21 protein-coding genes and 1 riboswitch are annotated in these 21,589 nt (G+C 71.9%); of the genes, 7 read left to right on the forward strand and 14 right to left on the reverse strand.

The window, feature by feature from the left end; all coding sequences use genetic code 11:
- Positions 1-8: 8 nt before the first annotated feature.
- Entirely contained in the window at positions 9-1,145 is a 1,137-nt protein-coding gene (gene mnmA / locus ACFXHB_RS27260) for a tRNA 2-thiouridine(34) synthase MnmA (protein WP_380577280.1), read from the reverse strand.
- Positions 1,146-1,191: 46 nt separating this feature from the next.
- Complete coding sequence (locus ACFXHB_RS27265) at positions 1,192-2,376, reverse strand: cysteine desulfurase family protein (RefSeq protein WP_380577281.1); 1,185 nt, start codon at positions 2,374-2,376, stop codon at positions 1,192-1,194.
- 283 nt (positions 2,377-2,659) lie between these two features.
- Between ACFXHB_RS27265 and ACFXHB_RS27270 the strand changes: the two genes are divergently transcribed.
- On the forward strand, positions 2,660-3,412 hold the full coding sequence (locus ACFXHB_RS27270) for an IclR family transcriptional regulator (RefSeq protein WP_380577282.1): 753 nt from the start codon (positions 2,660-2,662) through the stop codon (positions 3,410-3,412).
- Here ACFXHB_RS27270 and ACFXHB_RS27275 read toward each other — a convergent pair.
- The 8 genes from ACFXHB_RS27275 to ACFXHB_RS27310 all read right to left on the reverse strand — a co-directional run bounded on the left by ACFXHB_RS27275 (position 3,348) and on the right by ACFXHB_RS27310 (position 12,899).
- Positions 3,348-4,007, reverse strand: a complete 660-nt coding sequence (locus tag ACFXHB_RS27275) for a trimeric intracellular cation channel family protein (RefSeq protein ID WP_380577283.1) — start codon at positions 4,005-4,007, stop codon at positions 3,348-3,350. The two genes, ACFXHB_RS27270 and ACFXHB_RS27275, sit on opposite strands and share 65 nt — an antisense overlap.
- A gap of 225 nt (positions 4,008-4,232) precedes the next feature.
- The gene (locus ACFXHB_RS27280; RefSeq protein ID WP_380577284.1) at positions 4,233-5,303 is read right to left on the reverse strand and encodes an ABC transporter ATP-binding protein; all 1,071 of its coding nucleotides are present in this window, start codon (positions 5,301-5,303) and stop codon (positions 4,233-4,235) included.
- Positions 5,304-5,337: 34 nt separating this feature from the next.
- Positions 5,338-6,405 carry an ABC transporter ATP-binding protein gene (locus tag ACFXHB_RS27285; protein WP_380577285.1) on the reverse strand — a complete coding sequence of 356 codons (1,068 nt, stop codon included), beginning with the start codon at positions 6,403-6,405 and terminating at the stop codon, positions 5,338-5,340.
- Positions 6,402-7,412, reverse strand: coding sequence for an ABC transporter permease (locus ACFXHB_RS27290; protein WP_380577286.1), 1,011 nt, complete (start codon positions 7,410-7,412; stop codon positions 6,402-6,404). Before ACFXHB_RS27290 ends, ACFXHB_RS27285 begins: the two co-directional genes overlap by 4 nt.
- A 98-nt stretch (positions 7,413-7,510) precedes the next feature.
- Positions 7,511-9,277, reverse strand: coding sequence for an ABC transporter substrate-binding protein (locus ACFXHB_RS27295; RefSeq protein WP_380577287.1), 1,767 nt, complete (start codon positions 9,275-9,277; stop codon positions 7,511-7,513).
- A gap of 55 nt (positions 9,278-9,332) precedes the next feature.
- Positions 9,333-10,322 (reverse strand): ABC transporter permease, encoded by a 990-nt coding sequence (locus tag ACFXHB_RS27300; protein WP_380577289.1) that lies wholly within the window; start codon positions 10,320-10,322, stop codon positions 9,333-9,335.
- Positions 10,323-11,032: 710 nt separating this feature from the next.
- Positions 11,033-11,971 (reverse strand): enhanced serine sensitivity protein SseB C-terminal domain-containing protein, encoded by a 939-nt coding sequence (locus tag ACFXHB_RS27305; protein ID WP_380577290.1) that lies wholly within the window; start codon positions 11,969-11,971, stop codon positions 11,033-11,035.
- A 145-nt stretch (positions 11,972-12,116) separates the two neighbouring features.
- Entirely contained in the window at positions 12,117-12,899 is a 783-nt protein-coding gene (locus ACFXHB_RS27310) for an enhanced serine sensitivity protein SseB (protein WP_380577291.1), read from the reverse strand.
- Between the two features lie 337 nt (positions 12,900-13,236).
- Positions 13,237-13,342: riboswitch (glycine riboswitch) on the forward strand.
- Positions 13,343-13,571: 229 nt separating this feature from the next.
- Between ACFXHB_RS27310 and gcvT the strand changes: the two genes are divergently transcribed.
- From gcvT to ACFXHB_RS27330, 4 genes are all read left to right on the forward strand, one after another.
- A complete protein-coding gene (gcvT, locus tag ACFXHB_RS27315; RefSeq protein WP_380577292.1) occupies positions 13,572-14,693 on the forward strand; it encodes a glycine cleavage system aminomethyltransferase GcvT in 1,122 nt (373 codons plus the stop codon).
- 88 nt (positions 14,694-14,781) lie between these two features.
- Positions 14,782-15,159, forward strand: a complete 378-nt coding sequence (gene gcvH, locus ACFXHB_RS27320; RefSeq protein WP_360638290.1) for a glycine cleavage system protein GcvH — start codon at positions 14,782-14,784, stop codon at positions 15,157-15,159.
- Between the two features lie 139 nt (positions 15,160-15,298).
- Entirely contained in the window at positions 15,299-16,567 is a 1,269-nt protein-coding gene (glyA, locus tag ACFXHB_RS27325) for a serine hydroxymethyltransferase (protein WP_380577293.1), read from the forward strand.
- Positions 16,568-16,712: 145 nt separating this feature from the next.
- A complete protein-coding gene (locus ACFXHB_RS27330) occupies positions 16,713-18,080 on the forward strand; it encodes an L-serine ammonia-lyase (RefSeq protein WP_380577294.1) in 1,368 nt (455 codons plus the stop codon).
- Positions 18,081-18,311: 231 nt separating this feature from the next.
- On the opposite strand, the gene ACFXHB_RS27335 is transcribed toward ACFXHB_RS27330, so the two are convergent.
- From ACFXHB_RS27335 to ACFXHB_RS27345, 3 genes are all read right to left on the reverse strand, one after another.
- Positions 18,312-18,641: a hypothetical protein gene (locus ACFXHB_RS27335; protein ID WP_380577295.1), complete on the reverse strand. Its 330-nt coding sequence runs from the start codon at positions 18,639-18,641 to the stop codon at positions 18,312-18,314.
- Positions 18,638-18,907, reverse strand: coding sequence for a hypothetical protein (locus ACFXHB_RS27340; protein WP_380577296.1), 270 nt, complete (start codon positions 18,905-18,907; stop codon positions 18,638-18,640). Before ACFXHB_RS27340 ends, ACFXHB_RS27335 begins: the two co-directional genes overlap by 4 nt.
- Positions 18,908-19,295: 388 nt before the next feature.
- Positions 19,296-20,525, reverse strand: coding sequence for a helix-turn-helix domain-containing protein (locus ACFXHB_RS27345; protein ID WP_380577297.1), 1,230 nt, complete (start codon positions 20,523-20,525; stop codon positions 19,296-19,298).
- A gap of 252 nt (positions 20,526-20,777) precedes the next feature.
- Between ACFXHB_RS27345 and ACFXHB_RS27350 the strand changes: the two genes are divergently transcribed.
- Positions 20,778-20,981 carry a hypothetical protein gene (locus ACFXHB_RS27350; protein WP_380577298.1) on the forward strand — a complete coding sequence of 68 codons (204 nt, stop codon included), beginning with the start codon at positions 20,778-20,780 and terminating at the stop codon, positions 20,979-20,981.
- Positions 20,982-20,999: 18 nt separating this feature from the next.
- On the forward strand, positions 21,000-21,203 hold the full coding sequence (locus ACFXHB_RS27355) for a hypothetical protein (RefSeq protein WP_380577299.1): 204 nt from the start codon (positions 21,000-21,002) through the stop codon (positions 21,201-21,203).
- Between the two features lie 53 nt (positions 21,204-21,256).
- On the opposite strand, the gene ACFXHB_RS27360 is transcribed toward ACFXHB_RS27355, so the two are convergent.
- Positions 21,257-21,589: hypothetical protein (locus ACFXHB_RS27360; RefSeq protein WP_380577300.1), on the reverse strand; the 333-nt coding region annotated here is incomplete at its 5' end.

Below are 21,589 nucleotides of genomic sequence, written 5' to 3' on the forward strand. Positions count from 1 at the left end.
GCCGGAGACTACGCGGTGACCGCCCGGCGCTCCGTCGTCGCGATGGTGGCGGAGCCGATGACGCGGGTGCCGTCGTACAGCACCACCGCCTGGCCGGGGGCGATGCCGCGGGCCGCGGTGTCGAGGGCGACGCGCAGTTCGCCGTCGACCACCGAGGCGGTGACCGGGACCTCCTCGCCGTGGGCGCGCAGCTGGGCGGTGTAGCGGCCGTCGGCGAGTTCCTCGGTGCCGCACCAGCGCGGGCGGATCGCGGTCAGCGCCGTGACGTCCAGGCCCTCGACGGGCCCGACGGTGACGGTGTTGTTCACCGGGGAGATGTCGAGGACGTAGCGCGGCTTGCCGTCGGCGGCCGGGCGGCCGATCCGCAGGCCCTTGCGCTGGCCGATGGTGAAGCCGTACGCGCCGTCGTGCTCGCCGAGCTTGGTGCCGTCCGCGTCGACGATGTCGCCGGTGGCGGTGCCGAGGTGCTTGGCCAGGAAGCCCTGGGTGTCGCCGTCCGCGATGAAGCAGATGTCGTGGCTGTCGGGCTTATTGGCGACGGCCAGGCCGCGGCGCTCGGCCTCCTCGCGGATGACGTCCTTGGTGGTGTCGCCGAGCGGGAAGAGCGAGTGCGCGAGCTGGTCGGCGTCGAGGACGCCGAGCACGTAGGACTGGTCCTTGGCGCCGTCCACCGCGCGGTGCAACTGGCGCTCCCCGGAGGGCAGGTCGACGATCCGGGCGTAGTGGCCGGTGCAGACGGCGTCGAAGCCGAGCGCGATCGCCTTGTCCAGCAACGCGGCGAACTTGATCTTCTCGTTGCAGCGCAGGCAGGGGTTCGGGGTCCGGCCGGCCGCGTACTCGGCGACGAAGTCGTCGATGACGTCCTCGCGGAACCGCTCGGCGAGGTCCCAGACGTAGAACGGGATGCCGATCACGTCGGCCGCCCGGCGGGCATCGCGGGAGTCCTCGATGGTGCAGCAGCCGCGGGCGCCGGTGCGGAAGGACTGCGGGTTCGCCGACAGCGCCAGGTGCACGCCCGTCACCTCGTGCCCGGCTTCGGCGGCACGGGCCGCGGCGACGGCGGAGTCCACCCCGCCGGACATCGCCGCGAGCACACGCAGGCGGCCAGTGGACGGGGCGGTCGGAGCACCGGGGAAGTCAGTCATGATGCCACCAGGGTACGTGGTCCCGACGGACCCGCGGCCGGGATGTTCAGCGCCGCGCGGCCGCCGCCAGGCCCGCGTTGCGGGCCCGCTGGACCACCGGCGCGATGGCGCCGGCGAGCGCGGTGACGTCCTCCCGGGTCGAGGTGTGGCCGAGCGAGAACCGCAGCGAGGCGCGGGCCAGCAGCGGGTCGACGCCCATCGCCAGCAGGACGTGGCTGGGCTGCGGCACCCCGGCCGAGCAGGCCGATCCGGTCGAGCACTCGATGCCCTGGGCGTCGAGCAGCATCAGCAGCGCGTCGCCCTCGCAGCCAGGGAAGGAGAAGTGCGCGTTGGCGGGCAGCCTGCCCTGCGCCGTCGGGTCGCCGTTGAGCACCGCGTCCGGGACGCCGGCCAGCACCGAGGCGACCAGGTCGTCGCGCAGCGCGCCGAGCACGGCCGCGTGCTCGTCCTGCCGCTCGACCGCGAGCGCCGCGGCGGCGGCGAAGCCCGCGGTGGCCGGCGCGTCCAGCGTGCCGGAGCGGACATCGCGCTCCTGGCCGCCGCCGTGCAGCAGCGGGACGGGCGTGGCGCCGCGCGACAGCAGCAGCGCGCCGATGCCGTACGGGCCGCCGACCTTGTGGCCGGTGACGGTGAGTGCGGTGAGCCCGGACTCCGCGAAGGAGACCGGTACCTGACCGAGCGCCTGAACCGCGTCGGCATGCATCGGGATGCCGAACTCGGCCGCCACCGCCGCGAGTTCGGTGACCGGTTGAATGGTGCCGACCTCGTTGTTGGCCCACATCACGGTGACCAGCGCGACCGAGGCGGGGTCACGTTCGATCGCCTCGCGCAGCGCCGCCGGGTGGACCCGGCCGTAGCCGTCCACCGGCAGGTACTCGACCCGGGCGCCCTCGTGCTCGGAGAGCCAGTGCACCGCGTCCAGTACGGCGTGGTGCTCGACGGGGCTGCACAGCACCCGCGTCCGGGCCGGGTCGGCCCCCCGCCGGGCCCAGTACAGGCCCTTGACGGCCAGGTTGTCGGACTCGGTGCCGCCGCCGGTGAGCACGATCTCGCTCGGGCGGGCGCCCAGCGACTCGGCCAGCGACTCGCGGGACTCCTCGACCACGCGGCGGGCCCGGCGGCCGGCGGCGTGCAGGGAGGAGGCGTTGCCGACGACCCCCAGGTGCGCGCTCATCGCGGCGATCGCCTCGGGCAGCATCGGCGTGGTCGCCGCATGGTCCAGGTATGGCATAACCATCCGATTGTAGAGGGCTGCCGCACGGCACTCGGGCCACCGGCGGGATCCGGGCGCCGCGCACCGCGCGCAAACGCCCCGATCCGGCCAACCGTCCGCCATCCGCCTGCCACCCGACGGCCACCCGACGGCCGCTCCCCCGCCGCCGGACGACCGCCGGACGACCCGGGTGTCCGGCGGCCAAGCCCGGACGTCCGGGGGCTCGTTGGTCCGCCGCCGGGGCGAACCGTTAGCCTGTCGGCCACTGCAATCGGCCGCACCGGACAGGACTGGGGGCGCAATGTCGCAGTCGGTCGACCGCGCCCTCACCCTCCTCGGGTCCCTCGGCGACGGCCCGGTCACCCTCGACCAGGCCGCGACCAGCATCGGCGTGCACAAGTCCACCGCGCTGCGGCTGCTGCGCACGCTGGAGGAGCACGGCTTCGTCCACCGCCAGTCCGACCGGCGCTACCGGCTCGGCGGCCGCGTCCTCTCGCTCGCCCACCGGGCGCTGGAGGAGATCGACGTCCGCCAGATCGCGGCGCCCTACCTGGCGGCTCTCCACCGGCGCTGCGGCCTGACCGTCCAGCTCGCCGTCCTCCAGGACGGCGAGGTCCTCTACCTGGACGAGCTGGCCGGGCGCGGACCGGGCAACGACACCGCCCGGCCGACCCGGATCGGGCGGCGCGCCCCGGCGACCGGCACCGCGATCGGCCGGGTCCTGCTGGCCGGTCTGCCCGGCGAGGACGACCACGACCTGCCCGTCGACCTGGCCGCCGTCCGCCGCCAGGGCTGGGCGGCCGAGTCGGCCGAGCATCGGGAGGCGGTGGCCTGTGTGGCGGCCCCGGTGGCGGGCAGTGCCGGGCGGCCGGTCGCGGCCTGTGCGATCAGTGCCCCGACCGACCGGGTGCCGCCGGTCGAGCTGGTCCGGCTGCTGCCCGAGCTGCTCTGCACCGCCGAGGCGATCTCGCTGGCGTACGGGGGCTCGCCTACTCCTCGCTGGTGCGAGAACCGTTGCGGTGCCAAGCCCGCGGTGCGCGCCAGCCGTACCTGAGGGCGAGCATCCGCAGCACGAAGGCGGTCAGCGCGGCCGCCGTGCCGGTGAGCGCGGTCAGCCGGTCGAGGCCGATCAGCAGCACCACCAGCGCCGAGCCGACCAGCGCCGGGACGGCGTAGATCTCCCGGTCCCAGCGCAGCAGCGAGGGGATCTCACCGGCGAGCATGTCGCGCATCACACCGCCGCCGGCCGCCGTCACCATGCCGAGGGCCATCGCGGCCACCGCGCCGAGGCCGTAGTCGTGCGCCTTGGCCGTCCCGGTGACGCAGAACAGCCCGAGGCCGAGCGCGTCCAGGGTCTGCACCGCGCGGTTGATCCGCTCGACCTCGGGGTGCAGGAAGAACACCACCAGACCGGCCACCAGCGGCGTGCTGAAGTAGCCCAGGTTGGAGAAGGCCGCCACCGGGGTCGCCCCGATGACGAGGTCCCGCATGACGCCGCCGCCCAGCGCCGTCACCTCCGCGAGCACACAGATCCCGAAGATGTCCATGTTCTTGCGCACGGCCAGCAGCCCGCCGGAGAGGGCGAAGACGAAGATGCCGACCAGGTCCAGGCTCTGCTGCACGTCGGAGGGGAAGATCTGCGATGTCACCGGACAACTATGGACCCACCGGACACCGCGGCCCGACGGACGTCACGCGCACGCCGTGCGCCGTCACACTCGGCGACGGCCGCCATTCGGCCGCCATCTGCGGCAGCACCCCGGACGCATGCCGGACGCACCCCGACGCGTCCCCACCACGTCCCCGCCACGCGAAGGGGCGCGGCCGCCGCCCGGAGGCAGCGGCCGCGCCCTCGACGGCACCGGGGGTGTCCGTCACGCCGTGGTGGCCACCTCGCCGTGCTCCGGGAAGTGGCAGGCCACCTGGTGGCCGGCCTTCGCCGCGACCAGCGGCGGCTCCTGGGCCGCGCAGATGTCCTGGGCCTTCCAGCAGCGGGTGCGGAACCGGCAACCGGACGGCGGGTTGATCGGCGAGGGCACGTCGCCCTTGAGCAGGATCCGCTCGCGCCCGCCCTGCTGGCGGCGGCGCGGGTCGGGCACCGGCACCGCGGACATCAACGCGGTGGTGTACGGGTGCATCGGGGCCGCGTAGAGCGAGTCCCGGTCGGCGATCTCGACGACCTTGCCGAGGTACATCACCGCGACCCGGTCCGAGACGTGCCGGACCACCGAGAGGTCGTGCGCGATGATCAGGTAGGTCAGGCCCAGCTCGCGCTGGAGGTCGTCCAGCAGGTTGACCACCTGCGCCTGGATGGAGACGTCGAGCGCCGAGACCGGCTCGTCCGCGACGACCATCTTGGGCCGCAGGGCGAGCGCCCGGGCGATGCCGATGCGCTGGCGCTGGCCGCCGGAGAACTCGTGCGGGTAGCGGTTGTAGTGCTCGGGGCTGAGCCCGCACAGCTCCAGCAGCTCCTGGACGGCCTTCTTGACCCCGCCCTCGGTCTGCACCTTCTGCAGCCGGAACGGCGCGCCGACGATGGTGCCGACGGTGTGCCGGGGGTTCAGCGAGGAGTACGGGTCCTGGAAGATCATCTGGATGTCGCGGCGGAGCGGCCGCATCGCACCCGCCCCCAGGTGGGTGATGTCCCGGCCCTCGAACTCGATCTTCCCGCCGGTGGGTTCGTCGAGGCGGGTGACCAGCCGGCCCATCGTCGACTTGCCGCAGCCGGACTCGCCGACGACGCCCAGGGTCTCCCCCGCGTTGACCGTGAAGTCGATGCCGTCGACGGCCCGCACCGCGCCGGTGTTGCGGCGCAGCAGGCCCCCCTTGATCGGGAAGTGCCGGGCCAGACCGGTCACCCGGAGCAACGGCTCGCGGTCGGTGGCGGGTGCGGGCGCGGGCACCTTCTTCGTGGGCTCGGGGGCCGCCGCCTGAGTGTCCGTCATCGGTTCTCTCCAGAATGGTGGTACGAAACCGGGCTCACAGCCGGGGCGCGATCTCTTCGGTGAAGATGCGGTGCCGGTCGGCGGCGGCGAGGTGGCAGGCCGCGTGGTGCCCGGGTGCCGCCTCGGTCAGGACGGGGACCTCGCCGGTCGAACGCCCACCGGTCAGGTCGGCGTACGGGCAGCGCGGGTGGAAGGCACAGCCGGACGGCACGTTGATCAGGCTGGGCGGGGTGCCCTTCACCGGGACGAGCCGCTCCTGAAGCTCACGGTCGAGACGCGGCATCGATCCCAGCAGGCCCCAGGTGTAGGGGTGCTGGGGCGCGTCGAAGAGGCTGTCGGCGGGACCGCGCTCGACGCACTTGCCGCCGTACATGACCAGGATGTCGTCGGCGAGTTCGGCGACCACCCCGAGGTCGTGGGTGATGACGATGACGGCCGAGCCGAACTCCTGCTGCAGGTCGCGGATGAGGTCCAGGATCTGCGCCTGGACGGTGACGTCCAGTGCGGTGGTGGGCTCGTCGGCGATCAGCAGCGAGGGGTCGTTGACCAGGGCCATCGCGATCATCGCGCGCTGGCGCATGCCGCCCGAGAACTGGTGCGGGTAGTCGTCCACCCGGCGGTCGGGCTGCGGGATGCCGACCCGGTCGAGCATCTCGACCGCGCGGGCCCGCGCCTGCTTCTTGGTGGCCTGCGGGTGGTGCACCCGGTAGGCCTCGACGATCTGCGCCCCGACGGAGTAGTAGGGGTGCATCGCGGTGAGCGGGTCCTGGAAGATCATCGCCATCTGGCGCCCGCGCAGCTGGCGGACCCGCTCGGGGCCTGCCGCGATCAGCTCCTCGCCGTCCAGGTGGATCCCACCGCTGATCCGGGCCCGCTTGGAGCGGTGCAGGCCCATGATGCCGAGCGAGGTGACGGACTTGCCGGAGCCGGACTCGCCGACGATCCCGAGGGTCTTCCCCTTGTGCAGGTCGAAGCTGACCCCGTCGACCGAACGGACCAGGCCGTCGTCGGTGTCGAAGTGGATCCGCAGGTCCCGCACCGACAGGAACGGGTCCCCGGTCGGGGTGGCCACCGGCGCCGGGGTCTTCTGGAGCTCGGTCACGACAGCCTCACTCGGGGGTCGACAGCGGCGTACAGGAGGTCAACCACGAGGTTGCAGAGGACGATGAAGAAGGCGGCGAGCAGGGTGACGCCGAGGATCTTCGGCAGGTCGTTGTCGGCGATCGCCGAGACCGCGAAGGCGCCGACGCCCTGGAGCGAGAACACCTGCTCGGTGATCAGCGCACCGCCGAGCAGCAGGCCGAGGTCCATACCGAAGATGGTGACGACCGGGGTGAGCGCGGAGCGCAGCCCGTGCTTGACGACCACCTTGCGCTCGACCAGGCCCTTGGCCCGGGCGGTGCGGATGTAGTCCTCGCTCATCGTCTCCAGCATCCCGGCGCGGGTGAGCCGGGCGTAGAGCGCGGAGTAGAGGAAGGCCAGCGAGATCCACGGGAGGATCAGGTTGCGGGCCCACATCAGCGGGTCGTCGGTGAAGTTGACGTACTGGAGGTTGTCCAGGATCGGCCACTCGTAGCTGAAGAGCGTGAGCAGCAGGGCACCGGTGAAGAAGACCGGCAGCGAGACGCCGGCCAGGGCGATGCCCATCGACAGCCGGTCGAAGATCGACTTCGGCTTGAGCGCGGAGATCACACCGGTGGTCACGCCGGAGACCAGCCAGAGCACGGCCGCGCCGATGGCCAGCGAGAGGGTGACCGGGATGCGCTTGGTCAGCTCGGGCCAGACCTCCAGGTGGTTCTTGAAGGAGTAGCCGAAGCAGGGCACGTGGCAGGTGGCGGCGTCCGGGCCGAACTTGTACTCGGCCCCGGAGACCAGCGCCTTCAGGAAGCGCCCGTACTGGACGTAGACGGGCTGGTCGAACCCGAGGTTCTTCTTGATCGCCGCGACCGCTTCGGGGGACGGGTTCTTCCCGATGTACTGGGTGGCCAGCTGGTCGGTCGTCTCGCCGGCCAGGCGCGGCAGCAGGAAGAAGATCGCGAAGGTGACCGCGCTGACCACCAGCAGCAGCACCACGGCCGCGAGCGTCCTGCGGAGGATGTAGGCAAACACAGTTGGGCGGCTCCGGCGGCCCGCCGCCGTCCGGGATCTTCCGGACGGCGGCGGGCGCCGCTGCCTTCACCTGCCTTCAGGGATGTGGAGCCAGGCTCTTACTTGGTCGTACCGATGTTCAGGTAGTCGTACTCACCCGAGAAGGCCGAGGTGGAGACGACGTTGGTGGCGGTGTCCGAGCGGTACAGGAAGACCTTGAAGTAGGTCAGCGGGACGTAGACCGCCTGCTCCATGACCTTCTTGTCGATGTCCGCGTAGATCTTCTCGCGGGCCGCCTTGTCGGTGTTGACCGCGGCGTCGTCGATCAGCTTGTTGATCGCCGGGTCGTTCAGCGAGGCCAGGTTGCTGTTACCGGCCTCCTTGATGGCGCGGCCGTCGACGATCTGCTGCAGGAAGCCGTAGCCGGTCGGCCAGTCGGCGCCCCACTGCATCATCATCAGGCCGATGTTCTTCTCCTTGTTCTTCGCCGGCACGCCGACGTTGTCGGAGAGGTACTTGCCCTGCGGGAACTGCTGGATCTCGGCGTTGATGCCGACCTTCTTCAGCGCGGCCTGGATCGAGGTCGCCGCGGCGATCTCGGTGGCGCGCTCGGTACGGGCGCTCAGGACGGTCGAGAAGCCGTCGGGCTTGCCGCAGGCCTTGAGGGCCTCCTTGGCCTTGGCCTCGTCGCCCTTGTTGTCCTTGGTCTCGTACAGGTTGATGTCCTGGTGGCCCGGGATGTCGGCCGGGAGCACCGAGTTGGCGATCTGGCCGCGGATCGGGCCGCCGACCGCGGTCTGCACCGAGACCTTGTCGATCGCGTACTGGACGGCCTTGCGGCAGTCGATGTTGTCGAACGGCGCGACCTGGCTGTCGATCGCGGTGTAGACCAGGCGGCCGCCGTACGCGTTGTCCGTCTTGGCCTTGAGCTTCGGGTTCTGCAGGATCTGGGCCTGGGTCTGCGGGTCGACGCCGCCGCCGACGAGGTCCACCTGGGCGTTGCCGGCCAGCAGGTCCTTGTCGATGGTGGACTGCTCGATGTTCATCTTGAGCTGGATCTTGTCCGCGAGCTGCTTGCGGATCGGGTCCGAGGCCTTGTCCCAGTTGGTGTTCGGGACCAGCGTGAGCTGCTTGCCGTCCTCGTAGGACTCGAACTTGTACGAGCCCGAGGCCATCGGGTGCTTGACGTAGTCGGCGCCCTTGTCCTTGTCCTTGGGGACCGGCACGGTCTGCGGGGCCGAGACCAGGTAGTCGAAGTCCGCGAAGGCGTGCTTCAGGTGGAAGACGACGGTCAGGTCGTCCGGCGTCTCGATCGACTTCAGGTCACCGGTGGTGTCCTTGTACGGGCCCGCGTACGGGGTCGCGTTGTCGACCAGGAGGTCCTTGAAGTACGTCGGGCCGTTGGAGAACACGTCCTGCGCGAAGTTGGAGCGCTCCACCGCGTACTTCACGTCCTTGGACGTGATCGCGGTGCCGTCCTCGTACTTCAGGCCCGCGCGCAGCTTGTACGTCCAGGTCAGGCCGTCGGCGCTGGGCTGGCCCAGGGACTCGGCGAGGTCCGGGACCAGCTTGTTGCCCTCGTCGCCGGGGCCCGGCGCGAAGGTGGTCAGCGGACGCCCGTACAGGCGCGAGAAGTTGTAGATGTACGCGTAGTACGTGTTGCCCGGGTCGAGCGAGTCCGGGGTGCCCTTCATCTCGTAGGTGACCGTCCCGCCCTTCTTGTCCGAGGCGTTGACGATGCCCTTGGTGGCCGCGTCGGCGCCGCCGCCGGGTGCGGCGGAGGACGAGTCGTCCCCGCTCTTGGAGGAACCGGAGGAACACCCGGTGACGACCAGGACCGCGGCAGCGGCCGCGGCGGTCAGCGCGACGGTACGGGACCTACGCATGGTGGGATCAACCCCTTGAGGAAGTGATGGCGGATCGGAGGGTCCTGACGGATTGTCAGTTGCTCTTGGGATCGAGGGCGTCACGCAGCCCGTCGCCGAGCAGGTTGAAGGCGAGCACCGTGAGGAAGATCGCCATACCGGGGACCACCATGTACTGGGGGTCCACCTGGTAGTACTTGATCGCGTCGTTGAGCATCCCGCCCCAGGAGGCCTGCGGGGCCTGGATGCCGACGCCGAGGAAGCTGAGGCCCGCCTCGAAGAGGATGTTGGTCGGGATCAGCAGGGTCGAGTAGACCAGGATCGGACCGACCAGGTTGGGCAGCAGCTCCTTGAACAGGATGAACGGCCCCCGGGCCCCCAGGCTGCGGGCCGCGTAGACGAACTCGCGCTCGCGCAGCGAGAGGGTCTGGCCGCGCACGATCCGGCCCATGTAGGGCCAGTTGAAGAAGCCGATCACGAAGATCAGGACCCCGATGTGCAGCGGGAGGCCGTGCAGGCCGAACGCGCCGCCCTGGAGCGAGGCGGAGATCGCGATGGCGAAGAGCAGCAGCGGGAACGCCAGGAAGACGTCCATCACCCGGCTGATCAGCGCGTCTACCCAACCGCCGTAGTAGCCGGCCATGACGCCGAGCACGGTGCCGAGGGTGTTGGAGAGCAGGGTCGCCCCGAAGGCGACGAGCAGCGAGACCCAGGAGCCCTCGATGACCCGGGCGAGCAGGTCACGGCCCTGCAGCGGGTCCACGCCGAGCGGGTGGTCGGCGCTCATGCCGCCCCAGTCCCCGAACGGCAGGCCGCCCAGGTTGGCGTCCAGGAGGTCCTGGTTGAGGGCGTCGGGATCCAGGCCGAACGCCGACTCGATCGGCTTGGCCAGCACGGCGAGCAGGATGAGCAGGATCACCACGACGCCGCCGGCGACGGCGGCCTTGTCCCGCTTGAAGCGGGTCCAGGCGATCTGGCCGAGCGAGCGGCCCTCGATCTTCTTGGCCGGGCTCGCGGTGGCGGCTGCCTCCGGCGTGCTCCCGGCGGTCTTGATGGGTGCGGTCATGGTCAGTTCGGTCCCCTCGCCGACGGTGGCCGGCCCACGGGTGCCGGTCGCCGGTTCGGCGGTACGGCTGGTGCGGACGTGCGGAGGTACAGGTGCGCGTGTTCAGCGGTGCGACGTGCTCGGGTACTGCGGCCGCGCGGGATGGGCATCGCGAGGCTCAAGCGGTCCGCGTGCGCGTTCACCTTCGTGGGGCTCCAAGTACGCGCGGTGCGTTGCGCAGAACTCTCTGCCATCCGAACTGGCTTACGCCAGCCCTGACAACCGAGAGATGCCCAACTGTGATCTGTTGGCATGCACCCCCGAATCCTCGGCATATCGCTCTTCACACAGCTGTTACATGCATGTCAAGAGGCTGCGCAGAACCAGCCGGAAATCCGCCCGGAAAACACCAGGACCGACTTGACGAATCGTCAAGCCGGTCCTGGTAAAGGATTTTGGGCGCATGTACCCGAACTACCCACTGTCGCGCCGTGAACACCCGAACTGCCCGGACTCACGACCGGTGTCCGAAGTGCCCGTGGTTGCGACACGAACACCCGAAGTGCCCAGGACCGCGCCCCGAACACCCGAACGCCCGAAATACCGGGGTCGTACCGCAGGCACCCGAAGTGCCCGTGTTCGTACCGCGGACGCGGGACGCGCCCGCGGTCGTACCGGAGGCGCACGACGCGCCCGGGTCCGCGCCGGGGTGGCCGATCCGCGCGCCGGGGTCAGCGCCCGGGGTAACCGGGCCACGGCTGCTGGGGCGGCGGCTGCTGCCCCGGCCACCCCGGACCGGGCGGCTGGGTGCCGTAGCCGTACGCCGGCCCCGTCTGCGAGGGGTAGGGCGGCGGCACCGGCGGGTACGGCGCCGCCTGCGAACGGCCGTGGCCGCCCGCCTCGCGGTCGTAGAACGGCCGCGCGTTGGCCCGCATCCAGAGCGCCACCGGGTCGTACTCGTCCCCCATGGCCACCGTGGACACCGCCAGCCCCTCCGGGGCGACCGCGATCGCGCGCTGCATCAGCGCCCGGACGGCCTCCACCGTGGGCGGTGAACTCTCGTACAGGTCCAGGCCGATGGCCAGGTACGGCTCGCCCACGGAGGGCTGCACCCAGGCCCGGCGCAGCGCCTTGACCGCCCGCACCTCGACCGCCTGGCGTTCCAGCAGCGCGAAGAACTGCTGGGCGGGCAGCTGCGGTTCGCTCAGCTTCAACGGGCCGGCCGGCAGCCGGTCCAGGCCGGCCGCGATCCGCCGCAGGTCCGCCCAGGGCACCCCGACGCCGCCGCCGGGGGCGTGCGGGTTCAGCCAGAGGCCCCAGCGGGTGCGATAGAGCGAGGCGGCGATCTCGCGCCCCGAGATCACCTCGTGCGCCCGTGCCCAACCGGACGCCGCCAGCTGCTCGGGCGAGGTCACGGCCGGCGCGTAGCCGTGGCCGCTGATCTCCATGTTCCCGTACTGGGCGTCCGCGCTGCCCGGCGTGCCGTGCCAGAGCAGCATCCAGACCTGCCCCGCGGCCAGCGCGTGCAGCAGCGCCTCGTACGCCTCCCAGCGTTCCGGCGCGACGTCGCGCAGGGCGTGCTCCAGCGCTCTCGGATCCGCGCCGGGGCGCCCGGCGGGTGCCTGGCCCCAGGGCCCCGGTGCACCGCCCGTTACCGCTCCCGCACTCATGCGCCCACCTCGCTGCGCCTCTTCTTCTCTCACCTGCCGCCGGCCCGGCGGTCATCTGCAGGCACCCTATGGGGCGCCACCCACCACCGCCACGCCGACGTGCCCGGCCGGACCCTCCGACCCGGTGCCTGGCGGGCGGAACGCGTCACATCCGTGTGTAGAACGGCTGTACCCGGTTGAGCAACCACTCGACCACCGGATCGTCCGCGAGGTCGAGCAGCACGAGGTGGACGCCGCCGGGCAGCGGCGCGGTTCCCAGCGCCCGGCCCAGGGCCTCGTTCACGGCGGCCGGCTCGGCCGGGCCCGCCGGGTCGAGCTGGACGCCGACGAACATCACCGTCGGCTCGCCCTCGACGCTGGCCAGCGCCCGCCTGGCGGTCAGTACGCCGGGCAGGGCGGACAGTTCGTACCGGCAGGCGGCCAGGAAGGCCTCCGGGTCCTCGCCCGGTACCGGCTCGCGCAGCGCCACCCGGCCGCCGGTCGGCGCGTCCGGGGCCTCCCAGCGGTCCTCGCGCGGCCCGCGCCGCAGCTCGGCGACGCCCTGCGGCGGCACCGGGATGCCCACCGGCGCGTCCGGGTTCACCGCGATGCCGACCCCCAGCGGCAGGCCGCGGGCGAACTCCCAGGCCGGCGCGACCGCGAAGGCCATCCCGGGCACCTGCCGCAGGAACACCTCCTGCGAGGAGAAGACCGGGACGTAGGGGTCGCCGGCCAGCTCGATGACCGGCAGGTCCAGGGCCTGTCCCCGCGGGTCGCCGCCGGCCGGCAGCGGGATCCACACCTGGCTGCGGGCCAGCACCTCGACCACCCGGGGGGTCGCGCCCGGATCGCCGAGCGCGGCGGTGAGCACCTGCTCCAGCTCGTTCGCGGGCCATCCGCCGCCCGGCGGCGCCGCCTCCGGGCCGCCCCACCCCTGTTGCTGCTCCACCGGGTACCCCATGTGCCGCTGTACCGTCCCTCTGCTCGCCTACGCCGAGCAGCCTAGCGGGCCCGCGCGCGCAGCCGCGGCGCGCGCCGGTGCCCGGCCCCGGGCGCGGGAGCGGGCGCGGGAGCGGGGGCGGCACGGGCCCGGGGGCCGGAAACGGGGGCCGGCCCGGGGGCGGCCCCCGGGTGGTGGCGGAGGCGCCCGGCCCCGGTGGCGGAGGCTCCCGGCGGGCCGGTCGAACACCGGGTGCGGGGCCCCTCTCCCGTCTTCCGCCGGGACGTGCCATGATGTCCGCGTCTCGGCGTGTTCCCGCCGGGCCCCTAACTCCATACCGGCCGCTCGAACCCGCGCGGGAGAGTCCGGAGTGCCCCGAGAGGCGGCACAGCCGGCGCCGAAGGAGCAAGTCCTCCCCGGAATCTCTCAGGCACCCCTACCGCACGGGTTAGGCATTTCTGGAAAGCGGCGCACGGCCCTGCCGCGCGCCCACCCACGGTGCAAGCCGCCATGCTGTCCTGTTAGCTGTAAAGCGCTGCGGGCCCGTGTGCGGTGAAGCTCTCAGGTTCGACGACAGATGGGGAGACCCAGCCGCCGCATGCCCGCGCGCAGGCTCGGTCCCCGAGCGGGACCGGTCCGGCGTGCGCACACCTGAGTGCCCAGACCGAGGAGTTCCAGGCCATGTCGTCCCTCCGCCTCACCGCGCTCGACGCGCTGCACCGCGCCCTCGGCGCGACCATGACCGACTTCGCCGGCTGGGACATGCCGCTGCGCTACGGCAGCGAGCGCGAGGAGCACCTCGCCGTCCGCACCAAGGCGGGTCTGTTCGACCTCTCCCACATGGGCGAGATCACCGTGACCGGCCCGCAGGCCGGCGCGATGCTGGACCACGCGCTGGTCGGCTTCGTCTCCGCGCTCGGCGAGCTGCGCGCCCGCTACACCATGATCTGCGCCGAGGACGGCGGGATCCTGGACGACCTGATCGTCTACCGCCTGCGCGAGGACGCCTTCCTGGTCGTCGCCAACGCCTCCAACGCCCAGCTGGTGCTGGACGAGCTGATCGCCCGCGCCAAGGGCTTCGACGCTGTCGTCACGGACGACCGCGACACCTACTCGCTGATCGCCGTCCAGGGCCCGGAGTCCACCGCGATCCTGGCCGACACCACCGAGGCCGACCTGCCCGGCCTGAAGTACTACGCGATCCTCCCGGCCCAGGTGGCCGGCCGCGACGTGCTGCTCGCCCGCACCGGTTACACCGGCGAGGACGGCTTCGAGATCTTCTGCAACCCGGGCGACGCCGCGCACGTCTGGACCGCGCTGACCGAGGCCGGCACCGGGCGCGGGCTCGTCCCCTGCGGCCTGTCCTGCCGCGACACGCTGCGCCTGGAGGCCGGCATGCCGCTCTACGGGCACGAGCTCTCCACCGACCTGACCCCGTTCGACGCCGGTCTCGGCCGGGTGGTCCGCTTCGACAAGACCACCAACGAGGGCACGTTCGTCGGCCGCAAGGCCCTGGAGCAGGCCGCCGCCGCGGCCGAGGCCAACCCGCCGCGGGTGCTGGTCGGCCTGGTGTCCGAGGGCAAGCGCGTGCCGCGCGCCGAGTACACCGTGGTGACCACCGACGGCGAGCCGATCGGCCGGATCACCTCGGGCGCGCCCTCCCCCACCCTGGGCAAGCCGATCGCCATCGCCTACGTGGACGCGGCGCACGCCGCCCCGGGCACCACCGTCGCGGTGGACGTGCGCGGCAAGCACGAGCCGGTGCAGGTCGTGGCGCTGCCGTTCTACAAGCGCGCCCGCTGAGGCCCGCCCTACCCGAAGATCCACGTCGAAGCCGTCCGTCCGGCGGCCCGCTTCGTCGTACCCGCTTCCCATCCTGGAGAATGACGCCATGAGCAACCCCCAGCACCTGCAGTACACCAAGGAGCACGAGTGGCTGACCGCCGCCGAGGACGGTGTCTCCACGATCGGCATCACCGCCCACGCGGCCGACGCCCTCGGTGACATCGTCTACGTGCAGCTGCCCGCCGTGGGCGACACCGTGACCGCGGGTGAGACCTGTGGCGAGCTCGAGTCCACCAAGTCGGTCAGCGACCTGTACTCGCCGGTCACCGGTGAGGTCACCGAGGTCAACCAGGACGTCCTGGACGACAACTCGCTGGTCAACAGCGCCCCCTTCGAGGGTGGCTGGCTGTTCAAGGTGCGCGTCGAGGCCACCGACGAGCTGCTGAGCGCCGCCGACTACGACGCCCTGACCAACCCGGCCTGATCCGGCCGTTCGGGGCGGCCGCAGCGCGGCGGCCGCCCCGGCCACCGGGCCGCCCCCGCCCTCCCGTCGCCCACCGCCACCCTCCACCGGGGCGCGTCGCGCGCGGCACCTCCTTCTCTCCTCCCGGGAAGACCACACCATGACGGTTCTCAACCAGTCCCTGCACTCGCTCGACCCGGAGATCGCCGCCGCGGTCGACGCCGAGCTGCACCGCCAGCAGACCACCCTGGAAATGATCGCCTCCGAGAACTTCGCCCCGGTGGCGGTCATGGAGGCGCAGGGCTCGGTGCTGACCAACAAGTACGCCGAGGGGTACCCCGGCCGTCGTTACTACGGTGGCTGCGAGCACGTCGACGTGGTCGAGCAGATCGCCATCGACCGGATCAAGGCCCTGTTCGGCGCCGAGCACGCCAACGTCCAGCCGCACTCCGGCGCGCAGGCCAACGCCGCCGCGATGTTCGCGCTGATCCAGCCGGGCGACACCATCCTGGGGCTGAGCCTGGCCCACGGTGGTCACCTGACCCACGGCATGAAGATCAACTTCTCCGGCAAGCTCTACAACGTGGCCGCGTACCACGTGGACGACAAGACCGGCCAGGTCGACATGGCCGAGGTCGAGCGCCTCGCCAAGGAGCACCAGCCGAAGCTGATCATCGCCGGCTGGTCCGCCTACCCGCGCCAGCTGGACTTCGCCGCGTTCCGCCGGATCGCCGACGAGGTCGGTGCCCTGCTGATGGTCGACATGGCGCACTTCGCCGGTCTGGTCGCCGCGGGCCTGCACCCCAACCCGGTGCCGTACGCGGACGTGGTCACCACCACCACCCACAAGACCCTGGGCGGCCCGCGCGGCGGCGTCATCCTCTCCAAGGCCGAGTGGGCGAAGAAGATCAACTCCGCGGTCTTCCCCGGCCAGCAGGGCGGCCCGCTGGAGCACGTGATCGCCGGCAAGGCCGTCGCCTTCAAGGTCGCCGCCTCGGAGGAGTTCAAGGAGCGCCAGCAGCGCACCCTGGACGGCGCCCGGATCCTCGCCGAGCGCCTGCTCCAGGCCGACGTGGCCGAGGCCGGCGCCTCGGTGCTGTCCGGCGGCACCGACGTCCACCTGGTCCTGGTCGACCTGCGCAACAGCCAGCTCGACGGCCAGCAGGCCGAGGACCGGCTGCACGAGGTCGGCATCACGGTCAACCGCAACGCCATCCCGAACGACCCGCGCCCGCCGATGGTCACCTCCGGCCTGCGCATCGGCACCCCGGCCCTGGCCACCCGCGGCTTCCAGGCCGAGGACTTCCGCGAGGTCGCCGACATCATCGCCGAGGCGCTCAAGCCCGCCTTCGACGAGACCGTCGCCGCCGCGCTGAAGACCCGGGTCTCCGCCCTCGCCGAGAAGTACCCGCTCTACCCGAACCTGTGATTCGGCCGTAGGTGATCGGCCTCACCCTGCCTGGTCACCTGGGATTCCGGGGCACCGCGCACACTGGACAGTGCGCGCGGTGCCCCCTTCCGTGTCAGCACCCCGCCTGCAAGTCCTTCCACGAGACCAGACAAGGACGTCCTCCGTGGCCATCAGCGTCTTCGACCTCTTCTCCATCGGCATCGGCCCGTCGAGTTCCCACACCGTCGGCCCGATGCGCGCCGCCCGGATGTTCGCCCGCCGCCTGAAGTCCGAGGACCTGCTGACCCGGGTGACGGCCGTTCGCGCCGAGCTCTTCGGCTCGCTGGGCGCCACCGGACACGGACACGGCACCCCGAAGGCCGTCCTGCTGGGCCTGGAGGGCCACTCCCCGCGCACGGTCGACGTCGACCGGGCCGACCAGGACGTCGAGCGGGTCACCGCCGAGAAGCGGATCCGGCTGCTCGGCACCCACCCGATCGACTTCGACCCGGGCAGCCAGCTGATCCTGCACCGCCGCCGCTCGCTGCCCTACCACGCCAACGGCATGACCCTCTGGGCCTTCGACGCCGACGGCGGCACGCTGCTGGAGAAGACCTACTACTCGGTCGGCGGCGGCTTCGTCGTCGACGAGGACGCGCTCGGCGCGGACCGCGTGAAGCCCGACGACACCGTGCTCAAGTACCCCTTCCGCACCGGCGACGAACTGCTCCGCCTCAGCCGCGAGACCGGCCTGTCCATCTCCGGCCTGATGCTGGAGAACGAGAAGGCCTGGCGGAGCGAGGAGGAGATCCGGGCCGGGCTGCTGGAGATCTGGCGCGTCATGCAGGAGTGCGTCCGGGCCGGGATGTCCCGCGAGGGCATCCTCCCCGGCGGCCTCAAGGTCCGCCGCCGCGCTGCCTCGGGCGCCCGCGCGCTGCGCGCCGAGGGCATCGGCCCGGCCAACGCCATGGAGTGGGTGACCCTCTACGCGATGGCCGTCAACGAGGAGAACGCCTCCGGCCGCCGCGTCGTCACCGCCCCGACCAACGGCGCGGCCGGAATCATCCCCGCCGTCCTGCACTACTACCTGAACTTCATCCCGGGCGCGGACGAGGACGGCATCGTCCGCTTCCTGCTCGCCGCGGGCGCGATCGGCATGCTCTTCAAGGAGAACGCCTCCATCTCCGGCGCCGAGGTCGGCTGCCAGGGCGAGGTCGGCTCCGCCTGCTCGATGGCGGCCGGCGGCCTAGCCGAGGTCCTCGGCGGCTCCCCCGAGCAGGTCGAGAACGCCGCCGAGATCGGCATCGAGCACAACCTCGGCCTCACCTGCGACCCGGTCGGCGGCCTGGTCCAGATCCCCTGCATCGAGCGCAACGGCATGGCCTCGGTCAAGGCCGTCACCGCCGCCCGGATGGCCCTGCGCGGAGACGGCCGGCACCACGTCTCCCTGGACAAGGCGATCAAGACCATGAAGGAGACCGGCGCCGACATGAAGATCAAGTACAAGGAGACCTCGCGCGGCGGCCTCGCCGTCAACGTCATCGAGTGCTAGGCACACGCACTCCGACCTGGACGTTTGACCCTTTCAGGGCGGTCGGGGCCTTCCCTGCTCGCGTGGCGGGAAGTCCCTGAGAAGTTCCCGGCAGATCCCTGGTCCGCAGAACGCCGACCAGGGATCTGCGGTCAGCGTGGCGGGCGGAGTCGGCGCCTACGCGCGGCCGGCCTCGGGCGGGCGGGCAGGAGCCGGCACCGCGCCCGCGGGTCCACCCAGGACACAACCGGCTCAGAAGCCCTCGGGGTAATCGTCCGTGCGCACAATCCTGGCAACGTAGAACCCAGGTCCGTACGGGGTCTCGGTCACGTGGTACTGAACCAGCCCGAGATCCCGGACCAACGGGGCCAAGTAGCCGCCCGGCAGACCCGGGATCTCTTCCGCATGCTCCGGGTGCCGCCCACCGTCCAACGTCTCGCGCAAGCCGACCAGGAACGCGGCGATCGCCGAGACCACGTCCGGCGGCGTCACCGCGTAGTCGAACACTGCCTCGACCTGCGGCGACAGGATGATCGGGTCGTGCTCCTCATCGCCGTCGTACGGATCGTCCCAGTCGCTCACTGCGGCCCGAGCTCCCTCAGCACTGCCGACAAGGCCCGCCCCGGGGCCGTCCCCTGCCGGACCGCGGTGTGGACGCGAGCCGTGGCGGGGTCGTTGTAAATCTCCAGCCGCAGCCGCCAACGACGCAACACACCCGCGATCTCGTCCTCGTCGGCCGAACCCATGTCGCGGTAGAAGGCCATCCGCTGGGAAGGCGGCAGCGCGGCCCCGATCTCGTCCTGCGTCCGGGGACGCACACGGTGTGGCTCAGTGGGCTGTGCGCTCATCGACTCCTCCTGCTCTGCGCTGTGGCCGGCAACGTCGACCGGAACTCCTGGCAGTCAGTCTCCACTCTAGCGAGCAGCGCTCATCGTCAGAACGCCTTCCAAGCTCTCTCCTCGTAGATCAAGTACAAGGAGACCTCGCGCGGCGGCCTCGCGGTCGACGGCATCGAGTGCTGATCGAGCGGGAGACCGTCTCGGCGGCCGAGGAGCACCTCGCGCCGGCCCCTCGGTCATCCGACCTGTGCTCGCCTCGCCCGGGCATCACGGAGGACGACCTGGCCACCGGGCAGCACACGGACGCCGTTGCCGCTGCCCGGCCGGCCGGCCGGCCTGAGCACGATGAGCGCCTCGCCCGAACCCGGGCGGGGCGCTCGCGGGCGGAGCAGGGCGATCACCGCGACCACGAGACTCCTGTCCGTACGGAGAACTCCCGCACACCCGCCACGGTCACCGGCGCGTAGAGCAGGTCGGCTGTCAGCGCCCGCAGGGCCGGCCGGCGCACCTCCTCAGGGGCGACCCGCTCGGTGAATCGCAGCGACGCGAACGTACGGCGGTGGTCGCCGAGGGAGTGCCCCATGCGTGCGCAGTCAGTGCCGTACCGAGCCCGGCGCTCCGTCGTCGGCAACTGCCCCGGCACAGTCCGCGCCGCGTACGGCACACCCTCGTCGGGAGTCCCGAGTACCGTGTGCACGCCGATCCAATACAGGTCGGCCTGCGCACTGGTGGCATCGACCGTGAACAACTGGGTTCGCGGCCGGGGACCACTCGACGCCAGGCGGACGACGGCGAGCTCCGCCTCCGCCATGAGGTCGAGGGCGTCACCTCGGCGCTGACCACACGCGGCCGTGTAGGCGGCCGTCATCAGCAATGTCGTCGCCACCGCCCGGGACGTGTCATCCGGGGTCTGGGTGAGTGCGTCAGCGGTGCGGCGCAGAAGGTCAACGGCAGCGGCCGGACGCCCAGCACGCCGCATCGTGATCGCCAGGACCCGGGCAGCCTCACCCTGGACGACCGGGTCGCCGCTGGCCTGGGCTGCGGCCAGGGCCCGATCCGCCGCCGGCCAGGCGATGTCCGAATGACTTTTCAGTGCCAGCTCGGTCGCCAGCACCCAGGCTCGTGCGACGCAGGCGTGCGCCTCCTCGCGGGCCCGACCGGACACCGCCTCGCGGGTCGCCTGGGCTGTACCCAGCAGACTGGGCAGGGAATCGCCGAGATCCTGGTACCGCGACGCCGTGAACTGATCGCGGGCCAACGCCAGCGCAGTCCTGAGCTGCCGCACCGACGTGGGCGCCGACGCTTCCGGCGAATACAAGGCCCCGACGATCCGGGACGACGCGTCCGGGCGCCCCACAGCAATCGCCGTCGACGGGAGCACCCCGGCCCCAGCCGCCGCTACGCCGGCCACGAGCAGCTGCCTGCGGAGCATGGCGTCCTCCTGATCCGGAATCACATCCCGTGCCAGCGTAGCCGGTGCACCCACGCAGACGGCGTCACGCGGCAGGTCCAACGCTCGGGCGATCAACAGGAGTGGCTGCTCGGCGGGCCGCAGCAGGCCGGCCTCGACTCGGCTGATCGCGGACGCCGAGTATCCACACGCCCGGCCCAGTTGGGCCTGGGTCATCCGCTGTGCACACCGGGCAGCCCTGATGACCGTCCCAAGCTGACGCTGATGCACGGGTCCGCCCTTCGCTTGCACGGGCTGGCCACCGTACCGACCCGACGGCACCTGCGGGCAGGGCGCGCACAGGGTGTGCGGGGCACGCACACGGCGTGCGAGAGCGCCCCGATGGCCTCCACGGAAGGGCCACCACCCGATTCGCTGGTGATGCCCGGCCGGCGCACCTCTGCCACTCCACACCGAGGAGACGACGCCATGAGCGCCATCCTGCTCGACAAGCCCAGCACCGAGGCCCAGCTCGCCGGGAAGCAGCCCGCCACCACCCCGGCGCCCAGTACCCTGCTGAAGCGGGCCAACGAGGCGAGCGCCCGTACCTGCCCGGTCTGCGGATCGGGTGCCACCTACCAGACGATGGACGGCCGATGGGGCTGCACCCAGTGCGGCGCCACATGGGCCTGACGCTCCGAGGAGGACCCGATGGCGAACTGCGCGCAGTGCCACACCGCTGAAGCGGCAATCGAGGATCTCGACGTGCGGCCGCCGACACCGTGGTGCCTCGGATGCGCCACCGCCCTCGTGCGCGCCGGTGATCCAGTGGTCAACTACCGCGCGCTCGACGGCCAGGGTGAGTACGGCCACATCCTGGCCGGTGGCAGCACTGCGGTACTGCCGTTCCGCTGACGGACATGACAAGGCGCCCCCGCCCGGCCCTAGCCGGGCGGGGGCGTGGTTGCTCAGGGGCGGAGCAGGGCGATCAACGACGACGGTGCCAGCACCTCGTCGTCGGGGTTCGGGGCGGAGCGGAGCCGGCCCGGCAGCAGTCTGTCGACGGCGGGCAGGGCCAGGCCGACGCCGAGGCCGGGCGTCGCCTCCGGGATGCCGGAGGCCTCATGACCGGCCTGCGCGCCACCACGCGGGAGTCCGTCTTCACCTTCTGGCAGACCCCCGTGGAGCAGCTCCCCGTCCGCTGGCCCGAGGCCCACCGCCGGCTGACCGAGCAGCAGGACAGCCGCCCCGCCGACTCCTAGGAACCGAACGGCGAAGGCCGGCGCCCCCCCGATCGGGGG

It is taken from the genome of Kitasatospora sp. NPDC059327, assembly GCF_042752535.1.
Taxonomy (GTDB): Bacteria; Actinomycetota; Actinomycetes; order Streptomycetales; family Streptomycetaceae; genus Kitasatospora.